Here is a 23,491-nt window from a genome sequence, read left to right on the forward strand (position 1 = left end):
CCCGCTCACACCCTGTCAATCACTGTCGAGGCGCGTGTTGTCGGAGATGCGCCGATCGGTGCGTCGGCGGGGATCGGCAGGTCTCGGAAACAGTGGATCGAGGGTCTCGAGAACGAGAATCAGCGAGGTCCGACAACGAGAATCCCCAAGGCCCGGAAACGAGGATCCACACGGTCCGTGAACTGCCGATCCGGGCGTCACCGCGAACGTCACGTGGACATGCATACTCGTCGGCCACCTCGGCGATTTCTGACGAATCCAGAACCAAACAATTTCAGTTTCGACTGAATTCGCACGCGAAACAGCGCATTTCCGCAGAATCGGTGATAGATTGTACTGAGACGCACATCACGGAGGTGAAGAATGGACCCGCTCCTGCCGAACGGCGGCGGTTCCCGACTGGGGAACCTTGACGAGAAGTCGAAGGCGATCATCGTCGAACTGCAGCACGACGGAAGGAAATCCTATTCGGCCATCGGCAAGTCCGTCGGCCTGTCCGAGGCCGCCGTGCGCCAACGGGTATCGCGGCTCATCGATTCGGGTGTCATGGAGATCGTCGCCGTGACCGACCCGCTGAGTCTGGGATTCGCGCGACAGGCGATGGTGGGGCTGAAGGTCCGCGGGGACATCTCCGCGGTAGCCGAGAAGCTGCACGACTACGACGAGATCGACTACCTCGTTGTCACCGCCGGTTCGTTCGACCTGTTGGTCGAGATCGTGTGTGAATCGGATCGGCATCTGATCGAGTTCGTCAATGAGGAGCTCCGCTCGATCGATGCCGTCGTGGATACGGAGCTCTTCATGTACCTCTCACTCGAAAAGCAGAAATACAACTGGGGGACGCGATGACAGACAATGTCACCAGGGCCGGCACGCCTTATCAGGATGCCATCCGCAACAACGTGTGGATGCACATGTCACCACACCAAGCACTGTTCAACGGTGGTGAGGCGCCGGTCATCGTACGCGGCGAAGGCCACCACATCTTCGACGACAAGGGCAAGAAGTACCTCGACGGTCTCGCCGGCCTTTTCACCGTCCAGGTGGGCCACGGTCGTGAGACCATCGCCAAGGCGATGTACGACCAGACGATGAAGCTGCCGTTCATGCCGCTGTGGTCGTATGTCCACCCGCAGGCGATCGAGGTCTCGGAGCGTCTGGCCAGCTATGCGCCGGGCGACCTCAACAGGGTCTTCCTCACCTCCGGCGGCGGCGATTCGGTCGAGTCGGCGATGAAGCTGGCGAAGAACTACTTCAAGCTCGTCGGCAAGCCCGGCAAGCATAAGATCATCTCCCGAGCCACCGCTTACCACGGTACTCCGCACGGTGCGCTGTCGGTGACCTCGCTTCCGGGGCTGCGTGAGCAGTTCGCTCCTCTGGTCCCCGGCGCTCACAAGGTGCCGAACACGAACTTCTACCGGGCACCTGAGCACCTCGCCCATGACGAGAAGGCCTTCGGCCGGTGGGCCGCCGACCGCATCGGTGAGGCCATCGAGTTCGAGGGCGCCGACTCCGTCGCCGCTGTCTTCCTCGAGCCCGTACAGAACTCGGGCGGCTGCTTCCCGCCGCCTCCCGGATACTTCGAGCGGGTCCGCGAGATCTGCGACGAATACGACGTGCTGCTGGTCTCGGACGAGACGATCTGCGCCTACGGTCGCATCGGCGACATGTTCGCCTGCAACGATTTCGGCTATGTTCCCGACATCATCACCTCGGCCAAGGGCATCACCTCCGGCTATGCGCCGCTGGGTGCGATGATCGCCTCCGATCGTCTCTTCGAGCCCTTCGGCCCCGGCGGCGATGAGACCTTCTACCACGGCTACACCTTCGGCGGTCACCCCGTCGCCTGTGCGGCCGCGATGGCGAACTTCGACGTCTTCGAAGAGGAGAAGCTCAACGACCACGTGCACGAGAACGCTGCGGCCTTCAAGTTCACGCTCGAGAAGCTCAAGGACCTGCCGATCGTCGGCGACGTCCGCGGTGAGGGATTCTTCTACGGAATCGAACTCGTCAAGGACAAGGACACGAAGGAGTCGTTCACCGAAGAGGAGTCCGAGCGGATTCTGAAGAACTTCGTGTCGGCGAAGATGTACGAAAGCGGCCTGTACTGCCGCGCTGATGACCGCGGCGACCCGGTCATCCAGCTCTCGCCTCCGCTGACCGTCGGTCAGAACGAGTTCGACGAGATGGAGCAGATCATCCGCGGCGTCCTGCAGGAAGCCTGGACAATGTTCTGACCTCCCCTAATTACTACCTGACGGCGGCTCAGCAACCTCGCGCGAGGTATCTGGGCCGCCGTCAGGTAGTTCTGGGAGGGCGGAGGACAGCGAAACGGCCCTGACTCACTTGGTGGAGTCAGGGCCGTCTCTGTGTCGAGGGGCGTCTCTGTGTCGAGGACCAGTCGATCAGGCTCCGGCGAGGTGTTCGGCCAGGTAGTTCTCCACCTGGTCGATGCTCACGCGTTCCTGACTCATGTCATCACGCTTGCGGATCGTCACGGCCTGATCATCGAGGGTGTCGAAGTCGACAGTGATGCACAGCGGGGTGCCGATCTCGTCCTGGCGACGGTAGCGACGGCCGATGGCGCCGGCATCGTCGAAGTCGATGTTCCAGCGACGGCGCAGACGGGCAGCGAGATCCTTGGCCGCAGGGGTCAGCTTCTCGTTGCGGCTGAGCGGCAGCACCGCAGCCTTGACCGGAGCCAGGCGCGGGTCGAGCTTGAGCACGACTCGCTTGTCGACGCCGCCCTTCGTGTTCGGAGCCTCGTCTTCGCTGTAGGCCTCGACGAGGAACGCCATCATCGACCGGGTCAGCCCGAAGGAGGGCTCGATGACATACGGGGTGTAGCGGTCGCCGCTGGCCTGATCGAAGTACTGCAGCTTCGCACCCGAGACCTCGGTATGGGTGCCGAGGTCGTAGTCGGTGCGGTTGGCCACACCCATCAGCTCGCCCCATTCGGATCCCTGGAAGCCGAAGCGGTATTCGATGTCGATGGTGCCGGCCGAATAGTGTGCACGATCCTCGGCGGGAACATCGAGGCGGCGGACGTTGTCCTCGGAGATGCCGAGGTCGAGGAACCAGGCCCAGCAGTCTTCGACCCACTGCTTGTAATAGTTTTCGGCTTCGTCCGGGTGGACGAAGTACTCGATCTCCATCTGCTCGAACTCACGCGTACGGAAGATGAAGTTGCCGGGGGTGATCTCGTTGCGGAAGGCCTTGCCGATCTGGCCGATGCCGAACGGCGGCTTCTTCCGTGCTGCGGTGAGCACGTTGTTGAAGTTCACGAAGATGCCCTGCGCGGTCTCCGGGCGCAGGTAGTGGAGTCCCGCTTCGGAATCGACGGGGCCGAGGAAGGTCTTGACCAGACCAGAGAACTCCTGCGGTTCGGTCCACTGACCACGGGTGCCGCAGTCGGGACAGACGATATCGGACATTCCGTTCTCGGGGGCTTTGGAGTGCTTCGCCTCGTAGGCCTCGACGAGGTGGTCCTCGCGGTGGCGCTTGTGGCAGTTGAGGCATTCCACGAGAGGATCGACGAAGGTCTCGACGTGGCCGGAGGCTTCCCAGACGCGCTTGGGCAGGATGATCGAGGAGTCGAGGCCGACGACGTCTTCGCGACCGCGCACGAACTGCTGCCACCACTGGGACTTGATGTTGTCTTTGAGCTCCACACCCAAGGGCCCGTAGTCCCATGCCGAGCGGGAACCGCCGTAGATCTCTCCTGCTTGGAAGACGAATCCTCTGCGCTTGGCCAGGGCGATGACGGCATCCAACTTGGACTGTGCCACTTGTTCTCTCCTTGTTTCAGTTCGCCGACGGCCGGCTGCCGTGGCTCGCAGGTACCAGCCTAACTGGTCACACCGCCGCTTCCTCAACACCGGCCCGACCGGCCCTGACGCGCATCCGAAACGACGGATGGAAAGCGCGGGAGGCGACTGATCTCACACTTGGTTTCCCACTTCGGGACCGCCTCGGCGAGGGTGCGGCATGTAGACTTGGGGGTACACCCAAACCTTTCTCCGTACCGACGTCTTCACGTCTGTCCAAGCGAGTTCTTGGATCTCTACGGTTTCGGCCCGGATTGCTCACGATGATTGCACAAGCGGCCGCAGGGTAGATCGCCACTACAGTCATCTGCGATCAAGTGTGTGCCGACGTGAGAGAGATCACTCATGACCGATGTGTCCGCAAACGAAGAAACCACTCCGAGATTCTCCGAACTGGGCCTCCACCCGCTCGTGCTCAAGGCCGTAGAGGCGCAGGGCTACGAGATCCCCACCCCCATCCAGGCCGAGACCATTCCGACCCTCCTGTCGGGCCGTGACGTCATCGGCCTCGCCCAGACCGGAACCGGCAAGACCGCGGCTTTCGCCCTGCCGGCTCTGTCCGACCTCGCCGAGGCGGGGCGCGCCGACGATGGCCCGTTCGCTCTCGTACTCACCCCCACGCGCGAACTCGCGATCCAGGTCGCCGAGGCGTTCACCTCCTACGCCACGGAACTGTCCGACTTCTCCGTCCTCCCGATCTACGGCGGTCAGGCCTACGGCCCGCAGCTGGCGGGTCTGCGCCGCGGAGCGCAGGTCGTCGTCGGCACCCCGGGTCGTGTCATCGACCACCTCAAGAAGGGTTCGCTGAAGCTCGGCAGCCTCAAGCACCTCATCCTCGATGAGGCCGACGAGATGCTCAAGATGGGCTTCGCCGAAGACATCGAAGAGATCTTCAGCCAGGTCGGGCCGGACCGTCAGGTCGCACTGTTCTCGGCCACCATGCCGACTTCGATCCACCGCATCACCGGCAAGTACCTGGACGACCCCAAGGAAGTCCGGATCGCCGCGAAGTCGCAGACCGGTGCGAATATCCGTCAGCGCTACTTCATGGTTCAGCACTCGCACAAGCTCGACGCCCTGACCCGCATCCTCGAGGTCGAGGAGTACGAGGGCATCATCATGTTCGTGCGCACCAAGCAGGCCACCGAGGAGCTCGCCGAGAAGCTGCGCGCCCGCGGATTCAAGACCGCTGCCATCAACGGCGACATCCCGCAGCAGGCTCGTGAGCGCACGATCGATCAGCTGCGTGAGGCGAAGATCGACATCCTCGTCGCCACCGATGTGGCAGCCCGCGGTCTCGACGTCGAGCGCATCACGCTCGTCGTCAACTATGACATCCCGCATGACACCGAGTCCTACGTCCACCGCATCGGCCGCACCGGTCGTGCCGGACGCTCCGGTGAAGCGATCCTCTTCGTCACCCCTCGCGAGCAGCGTATGCTCAGCTCGATCGAGCGCGCCACGAAGCAGAAGGTCGAGTCGCTGACCCTGCCCAGCGTCGAAGAGCTGACGAACACCCGCGTTGAGAAGTTCACGAAGCGCATCGACGATGTCCTCGCACAGACCGAACTCTCCGAACTCACCGACGTCATCGAGCAGTACTCGCTCTCCCGCGATGTGCCGGCCTCGAACATCGCCGCCGCTCTGGCCTCCCTCGTCCTCGAGTCGAACACGCTCAAGGCCGAACCGATGCCGGAACCGGCGCGTCGTCAGAACCGTGACCGCGACCGCGATGGTGGTCGTGACGGTGGCCGTCCGGGCCGCGGTGGTCGTGCCCGTGATGAGAACATGACGACCTACCGTCTGGCCCTGGGACGCAACGAGCGCCTGCAGCCGGGTGCCGTGGTCGGTGCGATCGCGAACGAAGGTGGAATCACCTCGAAGCAGATCGGCCACATCGACATCCGCTCGAACCACACGCTCGTCGACCTGCCCAAGGACCTCGACCCGGGCGTGCTGCGCAAGCTCTCCCACACCGAGATCCAGGGCCGCCCCATCGACATCCGTCCGGATTCGGGTCGCCCGGGACGCCCGTTCAAGAAGCGCAACTTCGACAAGCAGCCCGGCGACGGCCGCAACTTCAAGGGCGATCGCCGAGGCGGCAAGAAGTTCGGCGGACGGGGCGACCGTCCCCGCGACCGCTACTGATCTGACGGCACTGGTCGCGTCACATGGGTGACTCCCCCAGCCTCCTCGAGAGGCCAGGGTGACGCCGATCCGGCCGAAGCCATAACGAGGGCCCCGCAGCGTAATGTTGCGGGGCCCTCGTCGTCTGCCCTGCAATGCCTACGCCGTGAGTCAATCCCGCGTGTGCGGCGCTCCGTCACCTCCATTGGGATCACCAACGCCCTACACGCTCACATTTCGTACACGTTCGACCACAAAAGGTGCAGGTTTGCGTCACTTTTCGTTCCAGGCGTCTGTTCGCGCACAGATGTGACGTACGAAATGTGGCTCACTCCGTACGCAGAGTGGTTCCCGCCGGCTGAGCCTCGGAACCTCCGAGCTGCAGGCCGCGGCTCAGCACCCGGCTTCTGGGCCGCCGGGCTTCTAAGCCGACGGTGTGTCGACGGCGCCGCCGAATCGACGGTCGCGGCGCGCGTACTCTTCGATGGCTGCCCACAGGGTACGACGGTCGACGTCGGGCCACAGCACGTCTTGGAAGACCATCTCGGCATACGCCGTCTGCCAGAGTAAGAAGTTCGAAGTCCGCTGCTCCCCCGACGACCGCATGAACAGATCGACGTCGGGCACGATGGGTGCGTAGAGGCGGGAGCGGACGGTCTTCTCCGAGACCTTGCCTGGTTTGAGCTTTCCGGCAGCCACCTCGGCGGTGATCTCATTGATCGCGTCGACGATTTCAGAGCGTCCGCCGTAGTTGACGCAGAACTGGAGGACGAGGCCTTTGTTGTTCTTCGTCATCTCCGCGGCGGTTTCGAGTTCGTCGATGACCGAGCGCCACAGTCTCCCCCGCCGCCCGGACCATACGATGCGCACGCCGAGGGCGTTGAGCTCGTCACGACGGCGACGGATGACGTCACGGTTGAAGCCCATGAGGAAGCGCACCTCTTCGGGTGAGCGTTTCCAGTTCTCCGTCGAGAACGCGTACGCCGACAGATAGTCCACGCCGATCTCGATCGCGCCGTGGATGACGTCGAGCAGCGATGCCTCACCGGCCTTGTGGCCTTCGGTGCGCGGCAGTCCCCGCTGATTCGCCCACCGACCGTTGCCGTCCATGACGATCGCGACGTGCATGGGCACGAACTTCGCGTCGATGCGCGGAGGCTTCGCTCCGCTGGGGTGGGCCGGTGGTGCGGGGTAGCTCATGTGCTCTCCAGAACTCGCAGTGATCGGATATTGCGCTCGAGGTGCCAGGACACCCAGTCCGAGACCATCTTCGACCCGTCGATCTGATCGTGCAGGTCAGCGGCTTCGGCCTTCTCCCAGTCGCCGGACAGCAGCGCTGCCATATGTTCGAGCGCATCGGTGTCGGGCAGTGCCGCACCGGAGGGCCGGCAGTTCGTGCACACGGCCCCGCCCAACGCTGCGGAAAACGCACGGTGGGGTCCGGGGCTGCCGCACTGGGCGCAGTCGAGCAGGCTCGGTGCCCACCCGGCCACGGACATCGCGCGCAGCAGGTACGCATCGAGGGACAGCCTCGGCGGGTGTTCGCGGTTGCACAGCGATCGGATAGCAGAGACGAGGAGGAGGAAATGCGTGCGGGACTGTGGTTCGGCTTCGGTGATGCTGCGTGCCGTTTCCGCCATCACCGAGGCGGCCGAATAGACATCGAAGTCCGTGGCGATTCCGCGAGCGAAGGGCTCAACCAGCTCGACCTGGGTGACGATGTCGAGGCTGCGCCCGACATGGCATTGCAGGTCGACGAGCATAAAGGGTTCGAGGCGGGAGCCGAACCGCGATTTCGTCCGGCGCACCCCCTTTGCAACGGCACGGACGAGGCCGTGGCTGCGAGTGAGCACGGTGACGATGCGGTCGGCTTCGCCGAGCTTGTGCCCCTGGAGCACGATGCCTTCATCACGATAGTTGTGCACCCGGCCATTATCGCAGAGCGCGGCGGGGAACCATCCCCGCCGCGCTCTGCGACTGCTGTGAGATCAGGCGCGAAGTCCCTTTGAGGATCAAAAGGTTTCGGTCAACGCGAAAGTCGAAAGTATCGTCGCTGGCGACGACTTTTTCGACTTTCGCGTTGACCGAGAGCCCACCGGCCTCAGTTCTGGCGTTCCCGTGCGGCGCGGTTGACCGCGGAGACAACGGCTTTGAGCGAGGCCTTCGTGATGTTCGGGTGCAGTCCGGCACCCCAGACGACGCGGTCGCCGACGGCGAGTTCGACATAGGCTGCGGCGTTGGTGTCCGCGCCGGAGCCGACGGCGTGCTCGGAGTAGTCCTGAAGTCGGACGTCGACGTCGAACTGGTCGATGAGGATCTTCACCAGCGCATCGATCGGTCCGTTGCCGCGTCCTTCGTAGGTGCGTTCCTGACCGTCGACGATGAGGTCGACCTCGATGCGCTCTGCGGAGGAACCGGAGCCGTCGGTGTTGCTCGACTCGGTGCGCAGGCCGACGATCTGGAAGCGGCCCCAAGCCGTTTCCGGGTCGTCGGAGGGCAGGTATTCGTAGTTGAAGATGCGGCGGATCTCTTCGCTGGTGACTTCACCGCCGGCCTCGGTGTGCTGCTGCACGGCGCGCGAGAATTCGACCTGCATGCGGCGCGGCAGTTCGAGTCCGTGCTCGCTCTTGAGCAGGTAGGTCACTCCGCCCTTGCCGGACTGCGAGTTCACGCGGATGATCGCCTCGTAGGAGCGGCCCAGGTCCTTCGGATCGACCGGCAGGTAGGGCATGTCCCATTCCATGAGGTCGACCGGGGTGCCCTGTGCGTTCGCCTTCTTCTCACGGTCGGCGAAGGCCTTGTTGATCGCGTCCTGGTGCGAGCCCGAGAACGAGGTGAAGACGAGGTCGCCGCCGTAGGGGTGACGTTCGTGGACGCCGATCTGGTTGCATTCGGTGACGGTGTGGATGACTTCGTCGATATCGGAGAAGTCGAGTTCCGGATCAACGCCCTGCGTGTACAGGTTCAGGGCGACGGTGACGAGGTCGAGGTTGCCGGTGCGCTCACCGTTGCCGAACAGGCAGCCTTCGATGCGGTCCGCTCCGGCCATCATTCCGAGCTCCGCTGCGGCCACGCCGGTGCCCCGGTCGTTGTGCGGGTGCAGGGACACGGCCACTTCGTCGCGGTAGGGCATGTTGCGGCAGAACCATTCGATCTGGTCCGCATAGGTGTTCGGGGTGCCGCGTTCGACGGTGGCGGGCAGGTTGACGACGGTTTCCCGTCCGGCGGCGGGCTGCCACATATCGAGCACGCTGCCGACGATGTCGAGGGCGAACTCGGGTTCGGTGTCGACGAAGATCTCCGGCGAGTACTGGTAGCCGAAGTCAGCGTCGGACAGCAGCGTCTCGGCATGCTTCATCACGGCCTGAGTGCCCTGCAGTGCGATATCGCGAGTCTGGTCATAGCCGTCGCCGTCGAAGCCGAAGACGACCTTGCGGAAGACCGGCGCGGTCGCGTTGTAGAGGTGAACGGTGGGCTTCTTCGCGCCGACGAGGGATTCGACGGTGCGTTCGATGAGATCTTCGCGAGCCTGGGTGAGCACGGAGATCCGGACGTCATCGGGGATCGCGTCCTGTTCGATGATCTCGCGGACGAAGTCGAAGTCGACCTGGCTGGCAGCCGGGAAACCGACCTCGATCTCCTTGAAGCCGAGCTTGACGAGCAGGTCGAACATCTTTCGTTTGCGGTCCGGTGTCATCGGGTCGATGAGCGCCTGGTTGCCGTCGCGCAGGTCGGTGCTCAGCCACCGAGGCGCTTTGCTGATGATCTGGTCCGGCCAGGTGCGATCGCGCATATCCAGTGCGATGCGGTCCTGGAACGACTTGTATTTGCCGAACGGCATGGGAGAAGGCTTCTGCAGTTTCATTGTTCCTCTATCTCTGTTTCTCAGCGCTTGACCAGCATACGAGGACTCCGCGACGAGCGTGCTGTCCGTTCAGGACTCGTCGCGGCAAGGAAGGAGGAGGAACCTGATAGCCACACGGTCACCGTAGTCCCCCTTCTTCGTTCCGTCCGAATCGAGTCCACATCCTAAGATCGCCGAGGCGGCTCCGCCCGGGCCGTGCACCATCCGTCCGGGCCCGGCGGAGTCCCCGAATTCGACGGTGTCGACCTGGTTGTCGACTTACTTGAGGAAGTCGACCGAGGCGCGGCGGACGTTGAATCCGACTCCGGTGTCATCGGACTTGCAGGTCATGCCCTCTTCGCTGGAGGTGCATGTCATTCCCGCGGCGGAGATCGAGTCCCCGTAGCCGAGGACGCGTGCCGGTCCGTTGCTCTCGGGTGCTTCGACGCAGGAGAATCCAGCGCCTTCTTTGTTCGCCACGACGATGGAGCCCCAGTCGTCGAGCTTGCAGTCCTCGGGTTTCTGCGGTGGTGAGTAGTCGTAGTCCTTGATCACGCAGCGCGCGCGTTCGGAGTCGATGGTGCAGGCGATGTTGCCCGACGGAGAGGTGAAGGTCTCTTCGGCCACAGGTGCCTTCGAACTGCCCGAATCGGATGGTTCGGGGTCGTCGGACTGGCCGATCGACGGCTCGTCCGTGGGGCCGACTGTGGTGGTGTCATCGCCCTGGGTCGAGTCCCAGACGATATAGCCAACGATTCCGAGCGCCAGAACGAGTGCGATTGCTGCGAGCACCCACAGCCACGCGGGAACCTTCTTCGTGTTCGAGCGTCGACCATAAGGGCCCTGCGGTCCGCCAGGGCCGCCGGAATACCCCGGCCCACCGGGACCTCCCGGGCCACCAGGACCTCCTGGACCGCCGGGTCCGCCTGGACCGGCAGGTCCGCCCGGCCCATAACCGGCACCGTAGCCGGCAGGTGCGGCAGCGTAGGCAGGACCGTGGCCGGCCTGCCCATATCCGGGTCCGCCGGGGTGCCCGGCGCCGGGCTGAGCGTAGTCGGGTCCCGCCGGCGCCTGCACGGGCCCAGCGGACTGCGGCGGCGGTGGGGCCTGACCGGCAGCACCGAATTCGCCGCCCCACTGCCCCTGATGAGGGTGGGGTTCGGGCTGTTGAGGGTGAGCATCGGGCTGAGGCGGGCGAGGCTCTGCCTGGTTCGGGTCGGCAGGAGCCGTCTGCGATCCTGGCAGCGGATTCCACTGTTTCGGAGCCGAAGCCGCTTCGGCGGCGGCGATGTCATCGGAGTTCACCTTGCGCGGCGCGGCCGGCAGCCCTCCGGTCTCGTACCCTTCGGCGGCGGCGAGTCCGCGCAGCTCTTCGAGGCTGAGCACCTCGGTGGCATCGGTGCCATCGGATTCGACCATCGACCGCAGCCTCTGAAGTTCTGCGGGAGTCAGCGCTTGGGTGGAGCCATCGGCGGCCGCGGACTCATCCTCGCCGATGAACAACTGGGTTGTGATCGACTCGGGAGACTCCTCGGCCGGCTTCCGACGCCCGGGGCGCGGAGGGTGGTTCGGCACAGGTGGAATGCTCATGGTGTCATTTTCGCATAGTCGCTACCGGCGAGTTCTCATACCTCGTGAGATGATGACCTCATGTCCAATGGAGTCTACCGGCGAGCGGGACTGCCCGCGCTTCTCGCATGTGCTCTGCTGGTGACTGCCTGCGGCGCCGATGCCGACGGCAGCACGGACGATTCGGGATCAGTCGAATCCGCCGGTTTCGCCGCTCCCGCACAGCAGACGAGCTTCGGTGATTTCGCCGCCCCAGCCCAGGACTCCCCCACCGGATCCGACTCCGCATCAACCTCCACGGACCAGTCCGATGATCAGTCCGGCACCGAGGCGACCGGCCCGGTCCATCCCGTCCCTGTCCCCGGTCTGACGAAGGAGTTCGCGGACCAGATCCCGGCAGAGACCTCACAGGTCCTCGTCGCGACCTCGCCGACGGCTGACTCCGAGAAGTCGAGCCTGAGCTTCTATGAGTTCACGGACGAGAAGTGGAAGAAGCTCAAGACCTTCGACACCCACAACGGCTCCAACGGATGGCTGAAGGATCGCCGCGAAGGTGACAAGACCACCCCGATCGGTGTGTTCACACTCAGCGACGCGGGCGGTTTCAAAGCGAACCCGGGCACCGAGCTGCCGTACACCCAGGACAATCGTCTGCCTTCCTCGGCGACGGTGGCCTATGGGGCGAACTACGAATCGGTCTTCGACTACATCATCGCCATCGACTACAACCGCAAGCCCGGCACCGCGCCGACGGACAAGACCCGGCCGATGGGCTGGGACAAGGGCGGCGGAATCTGGCTGCATCTCGACCACGATTCGGGAACGAACGGCTGTGTCACCCTCGACGAGGCGGATCTCAAATGGATCATGCGCACGATCGATCCCGACGCCCACCCGCGAATCGCCATGGGTCCGGCAACTGAGCTGAAGAAATAGCCGCACTCAAGAAACAGCAGAGCCGAAGAAGCAGAAGAGCAGGAGCCCGTGCGCCATCTCATCATCTCCCTCGTCCAGTCGATCAACGGATCCTTCGCCGAAGACGGCTGGTCGACCGGAGTGTCCACGGACGCTGATTTCCGGCGCTTCCTCGCTCTGCGTCGCGGCGCGAATGCGATCATCATCGACCGTCGGACCGCGCTGAATCCGCAGCTGCCCGTCATCAACGCTGCCGGCAAGACGCTCGAGCACACGCCCGTGTATGTGCTCACCGAGTCCGATCCGACGGCCCTGCAAAGCGAGCTCGACGCTCGCGGACTCGACTACCGTGCTCAGCATTTCAGTGCGGACACCGTCACCGAGGTGGCCGCCTCACTCCCGACGGCTGCGTCCCCCCAATCGCGAAAGTCCCCAGAGCCGGCACCATCGGACGACGTAGTGCTGCTGTGCGAATCAGGTCCGAATCTCGCGTTCCGGCTGCTCGAGCACTATCCGGGCGCGGAACTGCATCTGAGCGTGAGCCCGCGCTATATCCGCACGCCCGGCAGTCATTTCTCCGGGCTCGAGGCGAAGATCGATCTGGACCTCATCGACGTCTGCACCGAGGACGGCCAGGTCTTCCTCCGCTACCGCCGCGCCTGAGCACGAGACTCAGCCGTCTTATTTCTCAGCGTTTGCGTGGATCTCCGTGCTCACGTCGAAGCGTTCGGGTGAGTGCAGGATCGGGGTGAGTGCTTCGGCCACCTCGGCGAGGGGAACTGTATCGACTCCCCCGGTCAGATCATTACGATCGTCGCCGCCGATGGGGGCCATGATCCGCAGCTCTCTGAAGTCCACGGTCGTCGATTCCGCCGAGGCGACCTCGATGAGCATCTTCTGCGCAGCACCGAAGACGCTGATCGCCCCGGACCCGGTGAGCGCCTCGACGCTGGCGACTCCATTGAGGGCGAGATGGACGAACCGGGTGGGCGCCGGTTCTGCAGACGTTGCACTGTCAGTGGACGAATCGGCTGAGCGCTCAGACGTGCCGCCTCCTTCCGACCGATCATCGGCCAGGGACTGCGAGATCGCACAGGCGGTGAAGTGTCCGCGCAGATAGGAGTCGTAGTCCGCATCGAACTTCGCCAGACCTCGGTCGAGCACCGGTTCGTCGATGTACCACCCGCCGATGGCGGCGATGACGGCATCGACCGGGGGCAGGTCAGCGGAGGCGAGCGCCGAGGTGACGGCTTCCGGTTCGTCCACCCAGTCCGGCACGATCACCGGTTCGTACGCCGTCTCCGTTTCCGGGCGACGACGCACGATCCCGGTGACCGTGTGGTGCTGACTGAGCAGTCGGGCGAGACCGGCCCCGACGTGGCCGGAGGCGCCGAAGAGGAGGATGTGCATGACGGCAGTCTATGCTCCCCGCTCTTCAGCGTCCTATCTCCGCAAGCGCACCTCCGCAGAGGAACACGCGACTATTTGCGGATATAGACCTTGATGCCGGTCTTCTTCGTGTAGGTCATGTATCCGCGTTCGAAGTTCTGGCGTTTGACGCCGTTCTTCACGGTCCGGTCCGACTTGGGCAGTCCGAGCTTGCTGCGTTCGGTTCCCATCTTCTTCCACTTCGTGAGGAAGCCGCCGTAGATGACGTCGCTGCCCGTCTGCGGCGACCAGGTGATCATTCCGGAGCGGAAATTCTGGTACCGAGCACTCTTCCGGTGTTTGAACGTCTTCTTGTCGCTGCTGGGGAACCCGAGAACGCCCTTCTCGTACTTCACTCGCTTGTAGGCGACGCGGATCTGGCCCTTGGTCAGGAAGTGCGCACCGGTGGATTTCGACCAGTACACGGTGCCTTTGGCAAACGTCTGGTAGGCACCGTTCGGGTTCTTCAGCTTCTTCTCCGGGCCGACCGGTTTGCCGGTCTTCGCCACGTTCTTCTGGTAGTACGTACCGATTGCGCCCTTCGTCGGGTACGTCTTCGGTTTCGGTGCCGGGCTCTTGACGGGGGCCTTCGTCGGAGGTGGGGACAGTTCCGGCATCAGTGCTTTGGCTCCCGAGCGGATGCTGCCGAGCTTGTTGTAGAACGCGAGTCCCGGGCATTCGGTGTAACTGGTGTCCCGGTGTCCGGCGACCACGTTGAGGCTGACTTTCTTGCCCAGAGCAAACTTGCTCGTGCCGCCCCCGCCGGAGGTCAAGGTCATCTTCCCCGTGGGGTTGAAGCCGTACTGTCCGGCTTTCCACGCGACGAGGCGCTTGACTGAGGTCTGTGCGGCCGAACTCGGGGCCGCCGAGGAATAGGTGCCGAGCACGCTGATGCCGATGGTCCAGGAATTGAACCCGGAGGCGTGAGCTCCGGTCACTGCCTTGTCGAGGCTGCCGGCACGGCCCTCGTACATGGTGCCGTATTTGTCGACGAGGAAGTTGTACCCGAGGTCGCACCACCCGCGGTTCTGCGTGTGGTAAGCGAGGTAGCCGCGGATGATCGCCGGTGCCTGTGCTTTCGAGTACGAGTTCGAACCCGCAGTGTGGTGGATGAACACGCCCTTGGCCGACGATGTTTTGTCCGTGGCGCAGCGGACGAGCTTCTCATTGGCACCCCACTGTTTGCGGGTGACGATCTTCGATCGCAGGTCCTTCGCCGAGATCTGCGCGTCGAGGGCCGGTCCCGTGGCCGAATGTGCGCTCACTCCCCCGGCGGATTTCGCCACCTGCGCATCGGCTTTCGTGACCGCTGTGGACACCTGAGTGATCTGCAGATCATCGGTATCAGCCTGCTCGTCGGCAGCGCGCACTTCGACAGCATCGGAATCGAGTACCGGAAGGGCGACGGACTGCGACTGGCTCGAGGCAGCAGGAATCTGAGCAGCCTCTGCGGAAGAGACGTCGGGGCCTCCCTCGTCGTCGGTCGGCAGGCTCTCCCACTCCGACCAGCCGTTGCCGTCACGGGTGCGGATTTCGAGGTCGGGGTCCTCTCCCTCCCATGTGGCACCGATGATCGTGACGTCCGAGGAGTCGACTGACAGTTTCGTGACCTCATCGGTCTGGGCATCGACAGTCGTCTCGGAAGGGGTGCCGTCCGTGTCAGCGGCGGCAACATCGACGTCCTGTGCCGAATCGTCAGCAGCGGAAGCTGACTCGGTGTCGTCATTGCCGGTCCCGGCGTCGCCGAGTCCGGCCTTCGGTTCCGGCACGCCCGCGGCAGCGGCGCCGGGCGTGTTCGTGTGTGTTTCCGGTGAAGCGGCGAGCGCCGGTCCCGATAGGGTCGCAGCGACGAGCATTCCGGTGAGCGCCGAGGCTAAGAATGGCAACGGTTTCATCAGTTATGGTCCTTGAGGTCATCCATGACCAAGTGAGCGTTCTTCTCACTGGATGGGGCCGAATTACGGGCACCCAGCGTGACCGCAGGATTATCGTAAGGTTTTTCTCAGACTTTCGGAAGTGGGTACTTCAGCAGATGGCCGATCGCCGCGAATTGACGCGCCTGGAGACCGTCCTCGACGCCTTCGCCGACAGGCTTCTGCCCCGAGTTCCCGCCGGTGTTCGGGAGTTCCTCGCCTTCGGAATCAAGCAGGCTTGGGCGTGCCTCTTCGGCGGACTCATGCTCGTTGCGATCATCGCCACTTCGTGGTTCTATCCCGACGACGCGCCGGTCGCCCAGAACGATTTCCTCGTCATCCTCGCCGTGATCATCCAGATCGGCATGCTCGTCGCCCGTCTGGAGACCGGTCGCGAGCTCATCGTCATCATCGTCTTCCACATCGTCGGCACCGGAATGGAGATCTTCAAAACGGCCGTCGGCTCATGGAACTACGCTCCCGGCGGTGTTCTGCACATCGGGGCCGTACCCCTGTTCACCGGGTTCATGTACGCCGCCGTCGGATCCTATATCGTCCGCGTGTACCGTCTCTTCGATCTCAGGTTCAGCCATTACCCGCCGAGGTGGCTGACCGTGATCATCGCCGCCGCCATCTACATCAACTTCTTCACCCACCACTTCATCATCGACGTCCGACTCATCCTCGTCTTGGCCACCGTCATCGTCTTCTTCCGCTGCCGCATGTACTTCCATATCCACCGCAGAACACTGACCATGCCGGTGCTGTTGGCCTTCGTCCTCGTCGCCTTCTTCATCTGGGTGGCCGAGAACATCGGGACCGCGGCAGGCGCCTGGCTGTACCCGAGTCAGGACGACGGCTGGCATCTGGTTCCGCTGACGAAGCTGGTGGCGTGGTTCCTCCTCATGATGATCTCCGTCGTTCTCGTGACCTTCGTCCACAGACCCAGGCCTCCTGACACCTATACTTGCTGAGAACCGAAACATTCAGGACAGCCGAAGGAGACTCATGGCGGCACCCGATGCGCAGAGTGAGAAGGAATCGAGCGCATTGCTCAAGGTGCTCCGCCCATCCAGCGGTTCCAACCTGTCGGTCAGTGCCCGTGTGCTGCTGCGCGTCGTCGCCGGAGTCCTCGTCCTCGCCCTCATCCTCGCCCTCGTCGGACTGTTCCTCGTGCGTCGGTCCTTCCCGACCACCGATGGCGAGATCTCACTGCCGGGACTCGACGCGCCGGTCACCGTCAACCGTGACGAATCGGGTGTGCCCACCATCGAGGCCAAAACCGCCCACGACCTGTTCCTGGCCCAGGGATTCGTCCACGCCCAGGACAGGTTCTGGGAGATGGACTTCCGCCGGCATGTCACCTCGGGACGCCTCTCCGAGCTCTTCGGCAAATCCCAGCTGGGCACCGACACCTTCATCCGCACTCTCGGCTGGCGGAAGGTCGCCGAGCAGGAAGTGAAGAAGCTCGACAAGACGAGCCTGGGCTACTACGAGGCCTATGCAGATGGCGTCAACGCCTACCTCAAGGACAAGTCCCCCACCGAGCTGTCCCTCGAATACGCCGTCCTCGGTCTGGAATCCGGCAGCACCGAAGTCGAGGAATGGACCCCGGTCGACAGCGTCGCGTGGCTCAAGGCCATGGCCTGGGACCTGCGGTCGAACCTCGAAAACGAGATCGACCGTTCGATCCTCAGCTCGGAACTGACCGACGAGCAGATGAACGATCTCTACCCTGACTACCCGTATGACACCCGGCCGACGATCCTCGGCGGAAAGGCCGGTGAGAAGGCCCCGAAGAACCGCAGCGGCGACGACGTCGACGAGGCGGCCCCGAGCAGCGATTCGTCGCAAACTGACGACCAGGCCCAGTCAAATGAACAGACCCAGTCCGATGACCAGGCCAACGCCGGAGGCTCAGTCACCGGGGCACCCCCATCGGGGACCACCGACACCGAGGCGGTACCGCCGACAGATGATCTCCTCGAGCTGCGAGACACCGTCTCATCGCTGCCGCCGATGTTGGGACAGAACAGTGACGATATCGGGTCGAACTCGTGGGTGATCTCCGGGGAGCACACGAGCACCGGGCGACCGCTGCTGTCCAATGATCCGCACCTTGCCCCGGCGATGCCCTCGGTCTGGTACCAGGTGGGTCTGCGGTGCAAGAAGGTCACCGAAGAGTGCCCCTTCGACGTCACCGGGTTCTCCTTCTCCGGACTGCCGGGTGTCGTCATCGGACACAATCAGTCCATCGCGTGGGGTCTGACGAACCTCGGCGCCGATGTCACTGACCTCGTGGTGGAGAAGATCCGCGACGGGAAGGTCATCCACGACGACGGCGACGAACCGCTGCAGGTCCGCAAGGAGACGATCAAGGTCGCGGGTGAGGACTCGCGTGAGATCACCATCCGCTCCACCCGCAACGGTCCGCTGGTGTCCAAACTCGACGGCACCTACCGAAAGGTACTCGATGCGACGACCGGGGCGGATTCGAAGGATCCGAAATCGGGCCCGGCCGAGGAGCACTATGGGCTCGCGCTCGATTGGACGGCTCTGCGTCCGGGCACGACCGCCTCGGCGGTGTTCGCCATCAACAAGTCCACGAACTGGCAGGAATTCCGGCATGCGGCGTCCCTGTTCGACGTGCCCTCACAGAACCTCGTCTATGCCGATGTCGCCGGCAATATCGGCTATCAGGCTCCCGGAATGATTCCGCGCCGAGGAAAGGCAGACGGCACAGTGCCCCGCCGAGGATGGAAGTCCGAGGAAGACTGGCAGGGCTGGATCGACTTCGAGGATCTCCCACACCTGTACAACCCCGAGCGCGGTTGGATCGTCACCGCGAACAATCCCGTCGCCTCCCCCGGTGAGACCGTGGATCTGGGTGAGGACTTCGACTACGGAGACCGTGCCCGACGCATCACGAAGCGCATCAAGGATGCCGTCGCCGAGGGGCGGAAGCTGCGACCGGCGGACATGGCGGAGATCCAGAACGACGACCTCAATCCGTTCGCTGCGAAGCTCGTGCCCGAAGCCGTGAAGATCCACTCTCACGGTGATGAGGACATCCTCGAGGCGAAGAAGCTGCTGAAGAAGTGGAACGGCTTCGATGCCGCCAACAGTGCCGGGGCCGCCTATTTCAATGTGCTCTCGAAGACTCTGCTCGAGCAGACGATCAGCTCGAAGCTGCCCGACGGAGTCTCCCCCAGCGGCGGTTCACGCTGGTACCTCGTGCTCTCGCAGATGCTCGAGGACCCGGACTCGCAGTGGTGGTCCGGCAAGGGCGTCGAAGGACGCGAAGAGGCCCTGCGCAAAGCCATGAAGACGGCGTGGACGGAGACGGAGGACCTGCTGGGTCCCGAACCCGTGACGTGGCGGTGGGGAATCCTGCACCGGCTGACGATCCGCAACGCCAGCCTCGGCGAATCCGGGATCACCCCGGTGGAGAAGCTGTTCAACCGCGGCCCCTATGAGGTCTCCGGCGGTTCGGGAGTCGTCCATGCCACCGGTTGGGACGCCTCAGTCGGCTATGAGACGAACTGGGTGCCGTCGATGCGGCAGACGGTCGATCTGTCGAACTTCGATGCCTCGAACTGGATCAATCTCACGGGCGCATCGGGGCATGCCTTCCACCCGCACTACGACGATCAGACGAATGACTGGGCCGCCAATGTCAACCGCCCCTGGCCGTATTCGAAGCAGGCCGTGGCAGCGGCGGCGGAGGACACGCTCACATTCGAACCGTGAGCCCCGGGGCCAGGGCGTGTACAGGGCTGAGCCGCGAAGGCGTTCCTGCGCCCTGCGATCAGTCCTTGGGCAGGATCTTCGCCTCGAGGAAATTCGCGACATCGTCTTCCCAGCGCACCGGGTCGATGTTCCATTCCTTCGTGTGATGGGCCTTGCTGTACGAGGGCATCGTCACCAGGTCCCGCCTGACCCCCGCCAGAGCGTGTGAAGGACCGGAAGGCACGAACTCGTCGTCGTCGGAGTGGATGAGCAGCACGGGCACGTCGAGTTCGGCGGCGCGGGTCACCCAGTCCATACGATCGAGGTCGAGCGGGGTCTCCAGGCCGGTGATCGGCCGTGCCCACGGCTGTGTGATCATTTCGAGCGTGAGTTTGGCGATCGGCGTCGGCAGCAGGTTCTTCTTCGCCTGACCGTCGAGCACGTTCACCCAGTCGACGACGGGTCCGTCGAGGACCAGTGAGGTGACGAATCGGCGGTTGCGTCCGCGGGAGGCCGTCTGCAGGGCGATGGCCCCACCCATCGACCAGCCGAAGAGGACGACGTTCTTCGCCCCGTGTGAGACGGCGAAGTCGATGGCCGCGTCGACGTCGATCCATTCGGTGTCGCCGAGTCCGTAGCGCGATGTGGTCTCCACCCGCACCTCGGCGTCGTTGCGGTAGGACATGGCGATCGCAGGCACACCGAGGGTGTTGAGCACAGGAGCGGCACGCAGACCTTCGGCGCGGGTGCTGGCTCGACCGTGGATGAGGATCGCCCAGGTGTCCTGCGGTTCCGGGTGATCGGTCGGCAGCAGCCACGCGGGCAGGTTCCCGGCGTCGGAGCGGATCTCGATGTCTTCGAAGTTCACACCGGCCGCGATCGGGTCCGGGTAGACGATGCCAGTCCAACGTCCCTGCCAGGCCCGGCGGATGTCACCGCGGGTCACCGACAGGATCTCTCGGGAGACCGTGCGTGAACGCGGATCGTATTCGACGATGTCGCCGATCACCGCGTGTCCCGACCCTTGATTGAAATAGAGACCGTAGGTGCCGGGCACCGTCGTCTCTTCGTCGGCGGGCAGATGGATGCGCATATTCGGCGGAAATCCATCGATGTGCAGGATGTCGAGTTCTTCCGGAGCGTTCTCCGGAACGATGATCTTGCGGGCGAAGTAGGCTGCCAGGCCCGACGACGCCACAGAGATCAGGGCACCGAGCCCGGCGCCGACGCCGATACCGGCAGCCAGCAGGCGAGCGGGGAACTTCGTGTCGCGGACCATGAAAACCTCCTGTCTTCATTGTTGCCTAAGGAATGATCAGGCACCAAACGCTGTTGTGCGGAATGAGCGAGTGCCGCTCGATGTTGCACTCAGCAGAGGTGGAAATCGTTTCTTCCTCGCCGCCATTACCGCTATTGACAGATATCGGAGGTCACGATGACACAGTCATCAGAAATCAACGCTGGAACTTCGACGAACGAGGGGGCTGCGGCCGAGGAGATCCGCTGGCAGGACGTGCTCTCACCCGAGGAGTTCGCAGTGCTGCGCCAGGGCGCGACCGAACGTCCCTTCACCGGTGAGTACAACGAGGAGACGGCTGCGGGGATGTACCAGTGTCGGGCCTGCGGAGCCGACCTGTTCCCCTCGGATACGAAGTTCACCTCACACTGCGGATGGCCGTCGTTCTACGCTCCCCTGGCCGAAGACCGGGTCCGCTACATCCGCGACAGCTCGCTGGGTATGGAGCGCGTCGAGGTCCGCTGCGCGAACTGCGATTCGCACATGGGCCACGTCTTCGCCGGCGAGGGTTATGACACTCCCACCGACCAGCGCTACTGCATCAACTCGATCTCTCTGAAGCTCAACACCGCCGACGCCGATGCCTGAGGCGGCGACTGCTTCTCAGACGGATTCTCAGATCGTCGAGGCGACCGAACCGGTTGTGAAGATCTTCGACGAACTCCTGCCCGCAGAGCTCTACGGAATCCTGCAGCTGCGCTCCCGCGCTTTCGTCGTCGAGCAGGAATGTGTCTTCCTCGACGCCGATGGAGTCGACACGATGCCGGAGACCCTGCACTTCTTCTACCCGCGACCGGCGTCTGCCATGTCGGACACTCACGGTGCCGAGCACGGACGTGATCTCTCACCGTGGGCATACGCCAGGCTTCTGCCTGCAGATGTGCCCGATGGTCCGGCCGCCCGTCCTGGGGCGCGCAGCATCAGTCGCGTCGCCACCCATCCGGATGCGCGTGGGCAGGGGTGGAGCCGCCGCCTGCTCTCCGATATCGTCGGCGCTTGGTCGGATTCGCCGCTGACTCTCAACGCGCAGTCGCATCTCGAAGGCTTCTACGGATCGTTCGGCTTCACGCCCAACGGTCCGCGATTCGACGAGGACGGACTCGAGCACACCCCGATGGAACGCCCCGCGGGCTGAGTTCAGCCTGCGTCTGCTTCGGCGGCGTCGACGGAGGCGATGATCTTCTGCATCACCGCATGCAGTTCGCGCACTCCGTCGACGTCCATGCCGAGTTTGGCCATCATCGTCCCGGGGATCGCCTCGGCGCTCTTGCGCAGCTCACGACCGGTATCGGTGAGCGTGACTTCGACAATCCGCTCGTCGCTTTCACTCCGTGTCTTCGTCACATAGTCCAACGCTTCGAGGCGTTTGACCAGCGGTGACACTGTGGCGGGCTCGAGGCGCAGCAGTCGGGCGATCTCGCGCATCGGCAGCTTCTCGTGCTGCCATAACGCAAGCATCACCAGGTACTGCGGGTGGGTCAGACTGATGGGTTCGAGCACGGACCGATACGCGCCGATCACTCCGCGTGAGGCCACCGCCAGGGCGAAGCAGATCTGGCTCTCGAGCGCCAGCGGATTGTCCAGCTGTTCGGTCGAGCTTTCGGATTCCAGCATCGTGTCTCGTCGATCCTCCGCGTCGGCAATCTGGGCGTGCAGTCTCTGCACTAATTACTTAGGGCACTAACGATCAGTGTACACTTGAGGTGAAACCTACCCAGTCCCTGCCCAAGCGGCACGTCGTCGATAGGATCTTCTCTATGTCGTCCTCCTCGCAGCCTTCCGCCGATGATTCGAACCGGAAGCAGGACCCGAAGCAGAAGAGTCCGGCGCGTAAGAAGAACCAGCATCCTGACTCCCAGCGCGGAGTGGGCTGGCTCAACAACTTCTTCCGCAAGATCGTCGGACCGGCACAGGTCGACAACACTCGCCCGGGCGGATATTACGAAGACGAGACTCTGCGGCACCAGCAGCTCGCTGCCATGGGGCTGGAAATGCGCACCGATGCCAACGGTCACTCCTATGTGGTGAAGAAGGGCAGCAAGTAGCCCCACTCCCCGACCACGCAAAAGGGCCGCCGCACCGATTCGGTGCGGCGGCCCTTTCTCTGCCTGGCGGGAGCCCTACTTGACGGTCAGCGCCAGTCGGTGATGATGTCGACGAGCTCGCGGCGCGGTCCGGAGTAGAACGGGACCTCTTCACGCACGTGCAGACGCGCCTCGGTGTTGCGCAGGTCGCGCATGAGGTCGACGATGCGGTGCAGCTCGGGGGCTTCGAAGGCCAGCAGCCATTCGTAGTCGCCGAGGGCGAAGGACGCGATCGTGTTCGCCTTGATGTCCTTGTACGCGGCGGCGGCCATACCGTGGTCACGCAGCATCTTCGACCGCTCGGCGGGATCGAGGAGGTACCAATCGTAGGACCGCACGAACGGGTACACGCAGATGTAATCGCCCGGCTCGGGATCGGTCAGCAGAGCCGGCAGGTGCGCCTTGTTGAACTCCGCCGGACGGTGGATTCCGACGACGGACCACACGGGTTCGAGCACTCCGCCGATGAGGCTGCGACGGATCGCCGAGTACGCGGCCTGGACGACCTCGATCTCGGGGGCGTGGTACCAGAACATGACGTCGGCATCGGCGCGCAGAGCCGAGACGTCGTAGATTCCGCGCACGATGAGACCGCGTTCCTTCAACGGCTCCAGAGCCGCGAGCAGTTCATCGGTGAGTTCCTTGCGATCGGCATCGCCGAGTTCTCCTGCAGAAGCGAAGACGGAGTAGGCGATATACCGCGTCTGCTCGTTCATTTCCTCGATCTGGGCGTCGGTGGGCTGAGTAAATTCGCTCAT

The 23,491-nt window shown here is 63.7% G+C and carries 20 protein-coding genes; 10 read left to right on the forward strand and 10 right to left on the reverse strand.

Translation table 11 applies throughout. The features are described 5' to 3' along the window. Window positions 1-363 precede the first annotated feature (363 nt). Window positions 364-849: an Lrp/AsnC family transcriptional regulator gene (locus BEP01S_RS10500; RefSeq protein WP_062242908.1), complete on the forward strand. Its 486-nt coding sequence runs from the start codon at window positions 364-366 to the stop codon at window positions 847-849. Continuing rightward, window positions 846-2,237: an aspartate aminotransferase family protein gene (locus BEP01S_RS10505; protein ID WP_039208962.1), complete on the forward strand. Its 1,392-nt coding sequence runs from the start codon at window positions 846-848 to the stop codon at window positions 2,235-2,237. Before BEP01S_RS10500 ends, BEP01S_RS10505 begins: the two co-directional genes overlap by 4 nt. Window positions 2,238-2,405: 168 nt before the next feature. Here BEP01S_RS10505 and BEP01S_RS10510 read toward each other — a convergent pair whose 3' ends face one another. Next, window positions 2,406-3,788 carry a glycine--tRNA ligase gene (locus BEP01S_RS10510; protein WP_062242911.1) on the reverse strand — a complete coding sequence of 461 codons (1,383 nt, stop codon included), beginning with the start codon at window positions 3,786-3,788 and terminating at the stop codon, window positions 2,406-2,408. A 384-nt stretch (window positions 3,789-4,172) separates the two neighbouring features. On the opposite strand from BEP01S_RS10510, the gene BEP01S_RS10515 reads away from it, so the two are divergent. Then, a complete protein-coding gene (locus BEP01S_RS10515; RefSeq protein WP_062242914.1) occupies window positions 4,173-5,975 on the forward strand; it encodes a DEAD/DEAH box helicase in 1,803 nt (600 codons plus the stop codon). A gap of 402 nt (window positions 5,976-6,377) precedes the next feature. Here the strand turns inward: BEP01S_RS10515 and BEP01S_RS10520 are convergent, their stop codons facing one another. The 4 genes from BEP01S_RS10520 to BEP01S_RS17000 all read right to left on the reverse strand — a co-directional run bounded on the left by BEP01S_RS10520 (window position 6,378) and on the right by BEP01S_RS17000 (window position 11,388). Next, window positions 6,378-7,154: an isoprenyl transferase gene (locus tag BEP01S_RS10520; protein WP_062242917.1), complete on the reverse strand. Its 777-nt coding sequence runs from the start codon at window positions 7,152-7,154 to the stop codon at window positions 6,378-6,380. Further along, the gene (recO, locus tag BEP01S_RS10525) at window positions 7,151-7,879 is read right to left on the reverse strand and encodes a DNA repair protein RecO (protein WP_039208970.1); all 729 of its coding nucleotides are present in this window, start codon (window positions 7,877-7,879) and stop codon (window positions 7,151-7,153) included. Before recO ends, BEP01S_RS10520 begins: the two co-directional genes overlap by 4 nt. Window positions 7,880-8,055: 176 nt before the next feature. After that, window positions 8,056-9,819: a 2-isopropylmalate synthase gene (leuA, locus tag BEP01S_RS10530; RefSeq protein WP_039208971.1), complete on the reverse strand. Its 1,764-nt coding sequence runs from the start codon at window positions 9,817-9,819 to the stop codon at window positions 8,056-8,058. Window positions 9,820-10,077: 258 nt separating this feature from the next. Then, window positions 10,078-11,388, reverse strand: a complete 1,311-nt coding sequence (locus tag BEP01S_RS17000; protein ID WP_062242921.1) for a DUF6636 domain-containing protein — start codon at window positions 11,386-11,388, stop codon at window positions 10,078-10,080. Between the two features lie 60 nt (window positions 11,389-11,448). Between BEP01S_RS17000 and BEP01S_RS10540 the strand changes: the two genes are divergently transcribed. Next, entirely contained in the window at window positions 11,449-12,303 is an 855-nt protein-coding gene (locus BEP01S_RS10540) for a L,D-transpeptidase family protein (RefSeq protein ID WP_062242924.1), read from the forward strand. Between the two features lie 48 nt (window positions 12,304-12,351). Continuing rightward, entirely contained in the window at window positions 12,352-12,945 is a 594-nt protein-coding gene (locus BEP01S_RS10545; RefSeq protein WP_062242926.1) for a hypothetical protein, read from the forward strand. An 18-nt stretch (window positions 12,946-12,963) separates the two neighbouring features. Here BEP01S_RS10545 and BEP01S_RS10550 read toward each other — a convergent pair whose 3' ends face one another. Continuing rightward, window positions 12,964-13,692, reverse strand: coding sequence for an NAD(P)-dependent oxidoreductase (locus tag BEP01S_RS10550; RefSeq protein WP_062242928.1), 729 nt, complete (start codon window positions 13,690-13,692; stop codon window positions 12,964-12,966). Window positions 13,693-13,763: 71 nt separating this feature from the next. Then, window positions 13,764-15,605 carry an N-acetylmuramoyl-L-alanine amidase gene (locus BEP01S_RS10555; RefSeq protein WP_083532655.1) on the reverse strand — a complete coding sequence of 614 codons (1,842 nt, stop codon included), beginning with the start codon at window positions 15,603-15,605 and terminating at the stop codon, window positions 13,764-13,766. Between the two features lie 137 nt (window positions 15,606-15,742). Between BEP01S_RS10555 and BEP01S_RS10560 the strand changes: the two genes are divergently transcribed. After that, window positions 15,743-16,597, forward strand: coding sequence for a DUF817 domain-containing protein (locus BEP01S_RS10560; protein ID WP_062242933.1), 855 nt, complete (start codon window positions 15,743-15,745; stop codon window positions 16,595-16,597). Window positions 16,598-16,631: 34 nt separating this feature from the next. Next, window positions 16,632-19,373 (forward strand): penicillin acylase family protein, encoded by a 2,742-nt coding sequence (locus BEP01S_RS10565; RefSeq protein ID WP_062242936.1) that lies wholly within the window; start codon window positions 16,632-16,634, stop codon window positions 19,371-19,373. A gap of 58 nt (window positions 19,374-19,431) precedes the next feature. Here the strand turns inward: BEP01S_RS10565 and BEP01S_RS10570 are convergent, their stop codons facing one another. Further along, complete coding sequence (locus BEP01S_RS10570) at window positions 19,432-20,631, reverse strand: alpha/beta hydrolase family protein (protein WP_039208982.1); 1,200 nt, start codon at window positions 20,629-20,631, stop codon at window positions 19,432-19,434. Between the two features lie 156 nt (window positions 20,632-20,787). Here BEP01S_RS10570 and msrB point away from each other — a divergent pair, with 156 nt between their 5' ends. Next, window positions 20,788-21,237 carry a peptide-methionine (R)-S-oxide reductase MsrB gene (gene msrB, locus BEP01S_RS10575; RefSeq protein WP_062242939.1) on the forward strand — a complete coding sequence of 150 codons (450 nt, stop codon included), beginning with the start codon at window positions 20,788-20,790 and terminating at the stop codon, window positions 21,235-21,237. Continuing rightward, the gene (locus BEP01S_RS10580; RefSeq protein WP_244882188.1) at window positions 21,230-21,784 is read left to right on the forward strand and encodes a GNAT family N-acetyltransferase; all 555 of its coding nucleotides are present in this window, start codon (window positions 21,230-21,232) and stop codon (window positions 21,782-21,784) included. The genes msrB and BEP01S_RS10580 overlap by 8 nt, the downstream gene beginning before the upstream one ends. A gap of 2 nt (window positions 21,785-21,786) precedes the next feature. Here BEP01S_RS10580 and BEP01S_RS10585 read toward each other — a convergent pair whose 3' ends face one another. Then, window positions 21,787-22,263 (reverse strand): MarR family winged helix-turn-helix transcriptional regulator, encoded by a 477-nt coding sequence (locus BEP01S_RS10585; protein WP_062242942.1) that lies wholly within the window; start codon window positions 22,261-22,263, stop codon window positions 21,787-21,789. Window positions 22,264-22,352: 89 nt separating this feature from the next. Between BEP01S_RS10585 and BEP01S_RS17110 the strand changes: the two genes are divergently transcribed. Next, on the forward strand, window positions 22,353-22,694 hold the full coding sequence (locus BEP01S_RS17110) for a hypothetical protein (RefSeq protein ID WP_244882189.1): 342 nt from the start codon (window positions 22,353-22,355) through the stop codon (window positions 22,692-22,694). Between the two features lie 86 nt (window positions 22,695-22,780). On the opposite strand, the gene hemQ is transcribed toward BEP01S_RS17110, so the two are convergent. Then, window positions 22,781-23,491 (reverse strand): hydrogen peroxide-dependent heme synthase, encoded by a 711-nt coding sequence (gene hemQ, locus BEP01S_RS10595; protein WP_062242945.1) that lies wholly within the window; start codon window positions 23,489-23,491, stop codon window positions 22,781-22,783.

The organism is Brevibacterium epidermidis NBRC 14811, assembly GCF_001570805.1.
GTDB classification, from domain to species: domain Bacteria; phylum Actinomycetota; class Actinomycetes; order Actinomycetales; family Brevibacteriaceae; genus Brevibacterium; species Brevibacterium epidermidis.

Bases quoted from the DNA above. Each gene is read 5' to 3' on its own strand.
- BEP01S_RS10500 (WP_062242908.1), top strand. From the start codon at position 364: ATGGACCCGCTCCTGCCGAACGGCGGCGGTTCCCGACTGGGGAACCTT.
- BEP01S_RS10505 (WP_039208962.1), top strand. From the start codon at position 846: ATGACAGACAATGTCACCAGGGCCGGCACGCCTTATCAGGATGCCATC.
- BEP01S_RS10515 (WP_062242914.1), top strand. From the start codon at position 4,173: ATGACCGATGTGTCCGCAAACGAAGAAACCACTCCGAGATTCTCCGAA.
- BEP01S_RS10520 (WP_062242917.1), bottom strand. From the start codon at position 7,154: ATGAGCTACCCCGCACCACCGGCCCACCCCAGCGGAGCGAAGCCTCCG.
- leuA (WP_039208971.1), bottom strand. From the start codon at position 9,819: ATGAAACTGCAGAAGCCTTCTCCCATGCCGTTCGGCAAATACAAGTCG.
- BEP01S_RS17000 (WP_062242921.1), bottom strand. From the start codon at position 11,388: ATGAGCATTCCACCTGTGCCGAACCACCCTCCGCGCCCCGGGCGTCGG.
- BEP01S_RS10540 (WP_062242924.1), top strand. From the start codon at position 11,449: ATGTCCAATGGAGTCTACCGGCGAGCGGGACTGCCCGCGCTTCTCGCA.
- BEP01S_RS10550 (WP_062242928.1), bottom strand. From the start codon at position 13,692: ATGCACATCCTCCTCTTCGGCGCCTCCGGCCACGTCGGGGCCGGTCTC.
- BEP01S_RS10555 (WP_083532655.1), bottom strand. From the start codon at position 15,605: ATGAAACCGTTGCCATTCTTAGCCTCGGCGCTCACCGGAATGCTCGTC.
- BEP01S_RS10560 (WP_062242933.1), top strand. From the start codon at position 15,743: ATGGCCGATCGCCGCGAATTGACGCGCCTGGAGACCGTCCTCGACGCC.
- BEP01S_RS10565 (WP_062242936.1), top strand. From the start codon at position 16,632: ATGGCGGCACCCGATGCGCAGAGTGAGAAGGAATCGAGCGCATTGCTC.
- BEP01S_RS10570 (WP_039208982.1), bottom strand. From the start codon at position 20,631: ATGGTCCGCGACACGAAGTTCCCCGCTCGCCTGCTGGCTGCCGGTATC.
- msrB (WP_062242939.1), top strand. From the start codon at position 20,788: ATGACACAGTCATCAGAAATCAACGCTGGAACTTCGACGAACGAGGGG.
- BEP01S_RS10580 (WP_244882188.1), top strand. From the start codon at position 21,230: ATGCCTGAGGCGGCGACTGCTTCTCAGACGGATTCTCAGATCGTCGAG.
- BEP01S_RS10585 (WP_062242942.1), bottom strand. From the start codon at position 22,263: ATGCTGGAATCCGAAAGCTCGACCGAACAGCTGGACAATCCGCTGGCG.
- hemQ (WP_062242945.1), bottom strand. From the start codon at position 23,491: ATGAGCGAATTTACTCAGCCCACCGACGCCCAGATCGAGGAAATGAAC.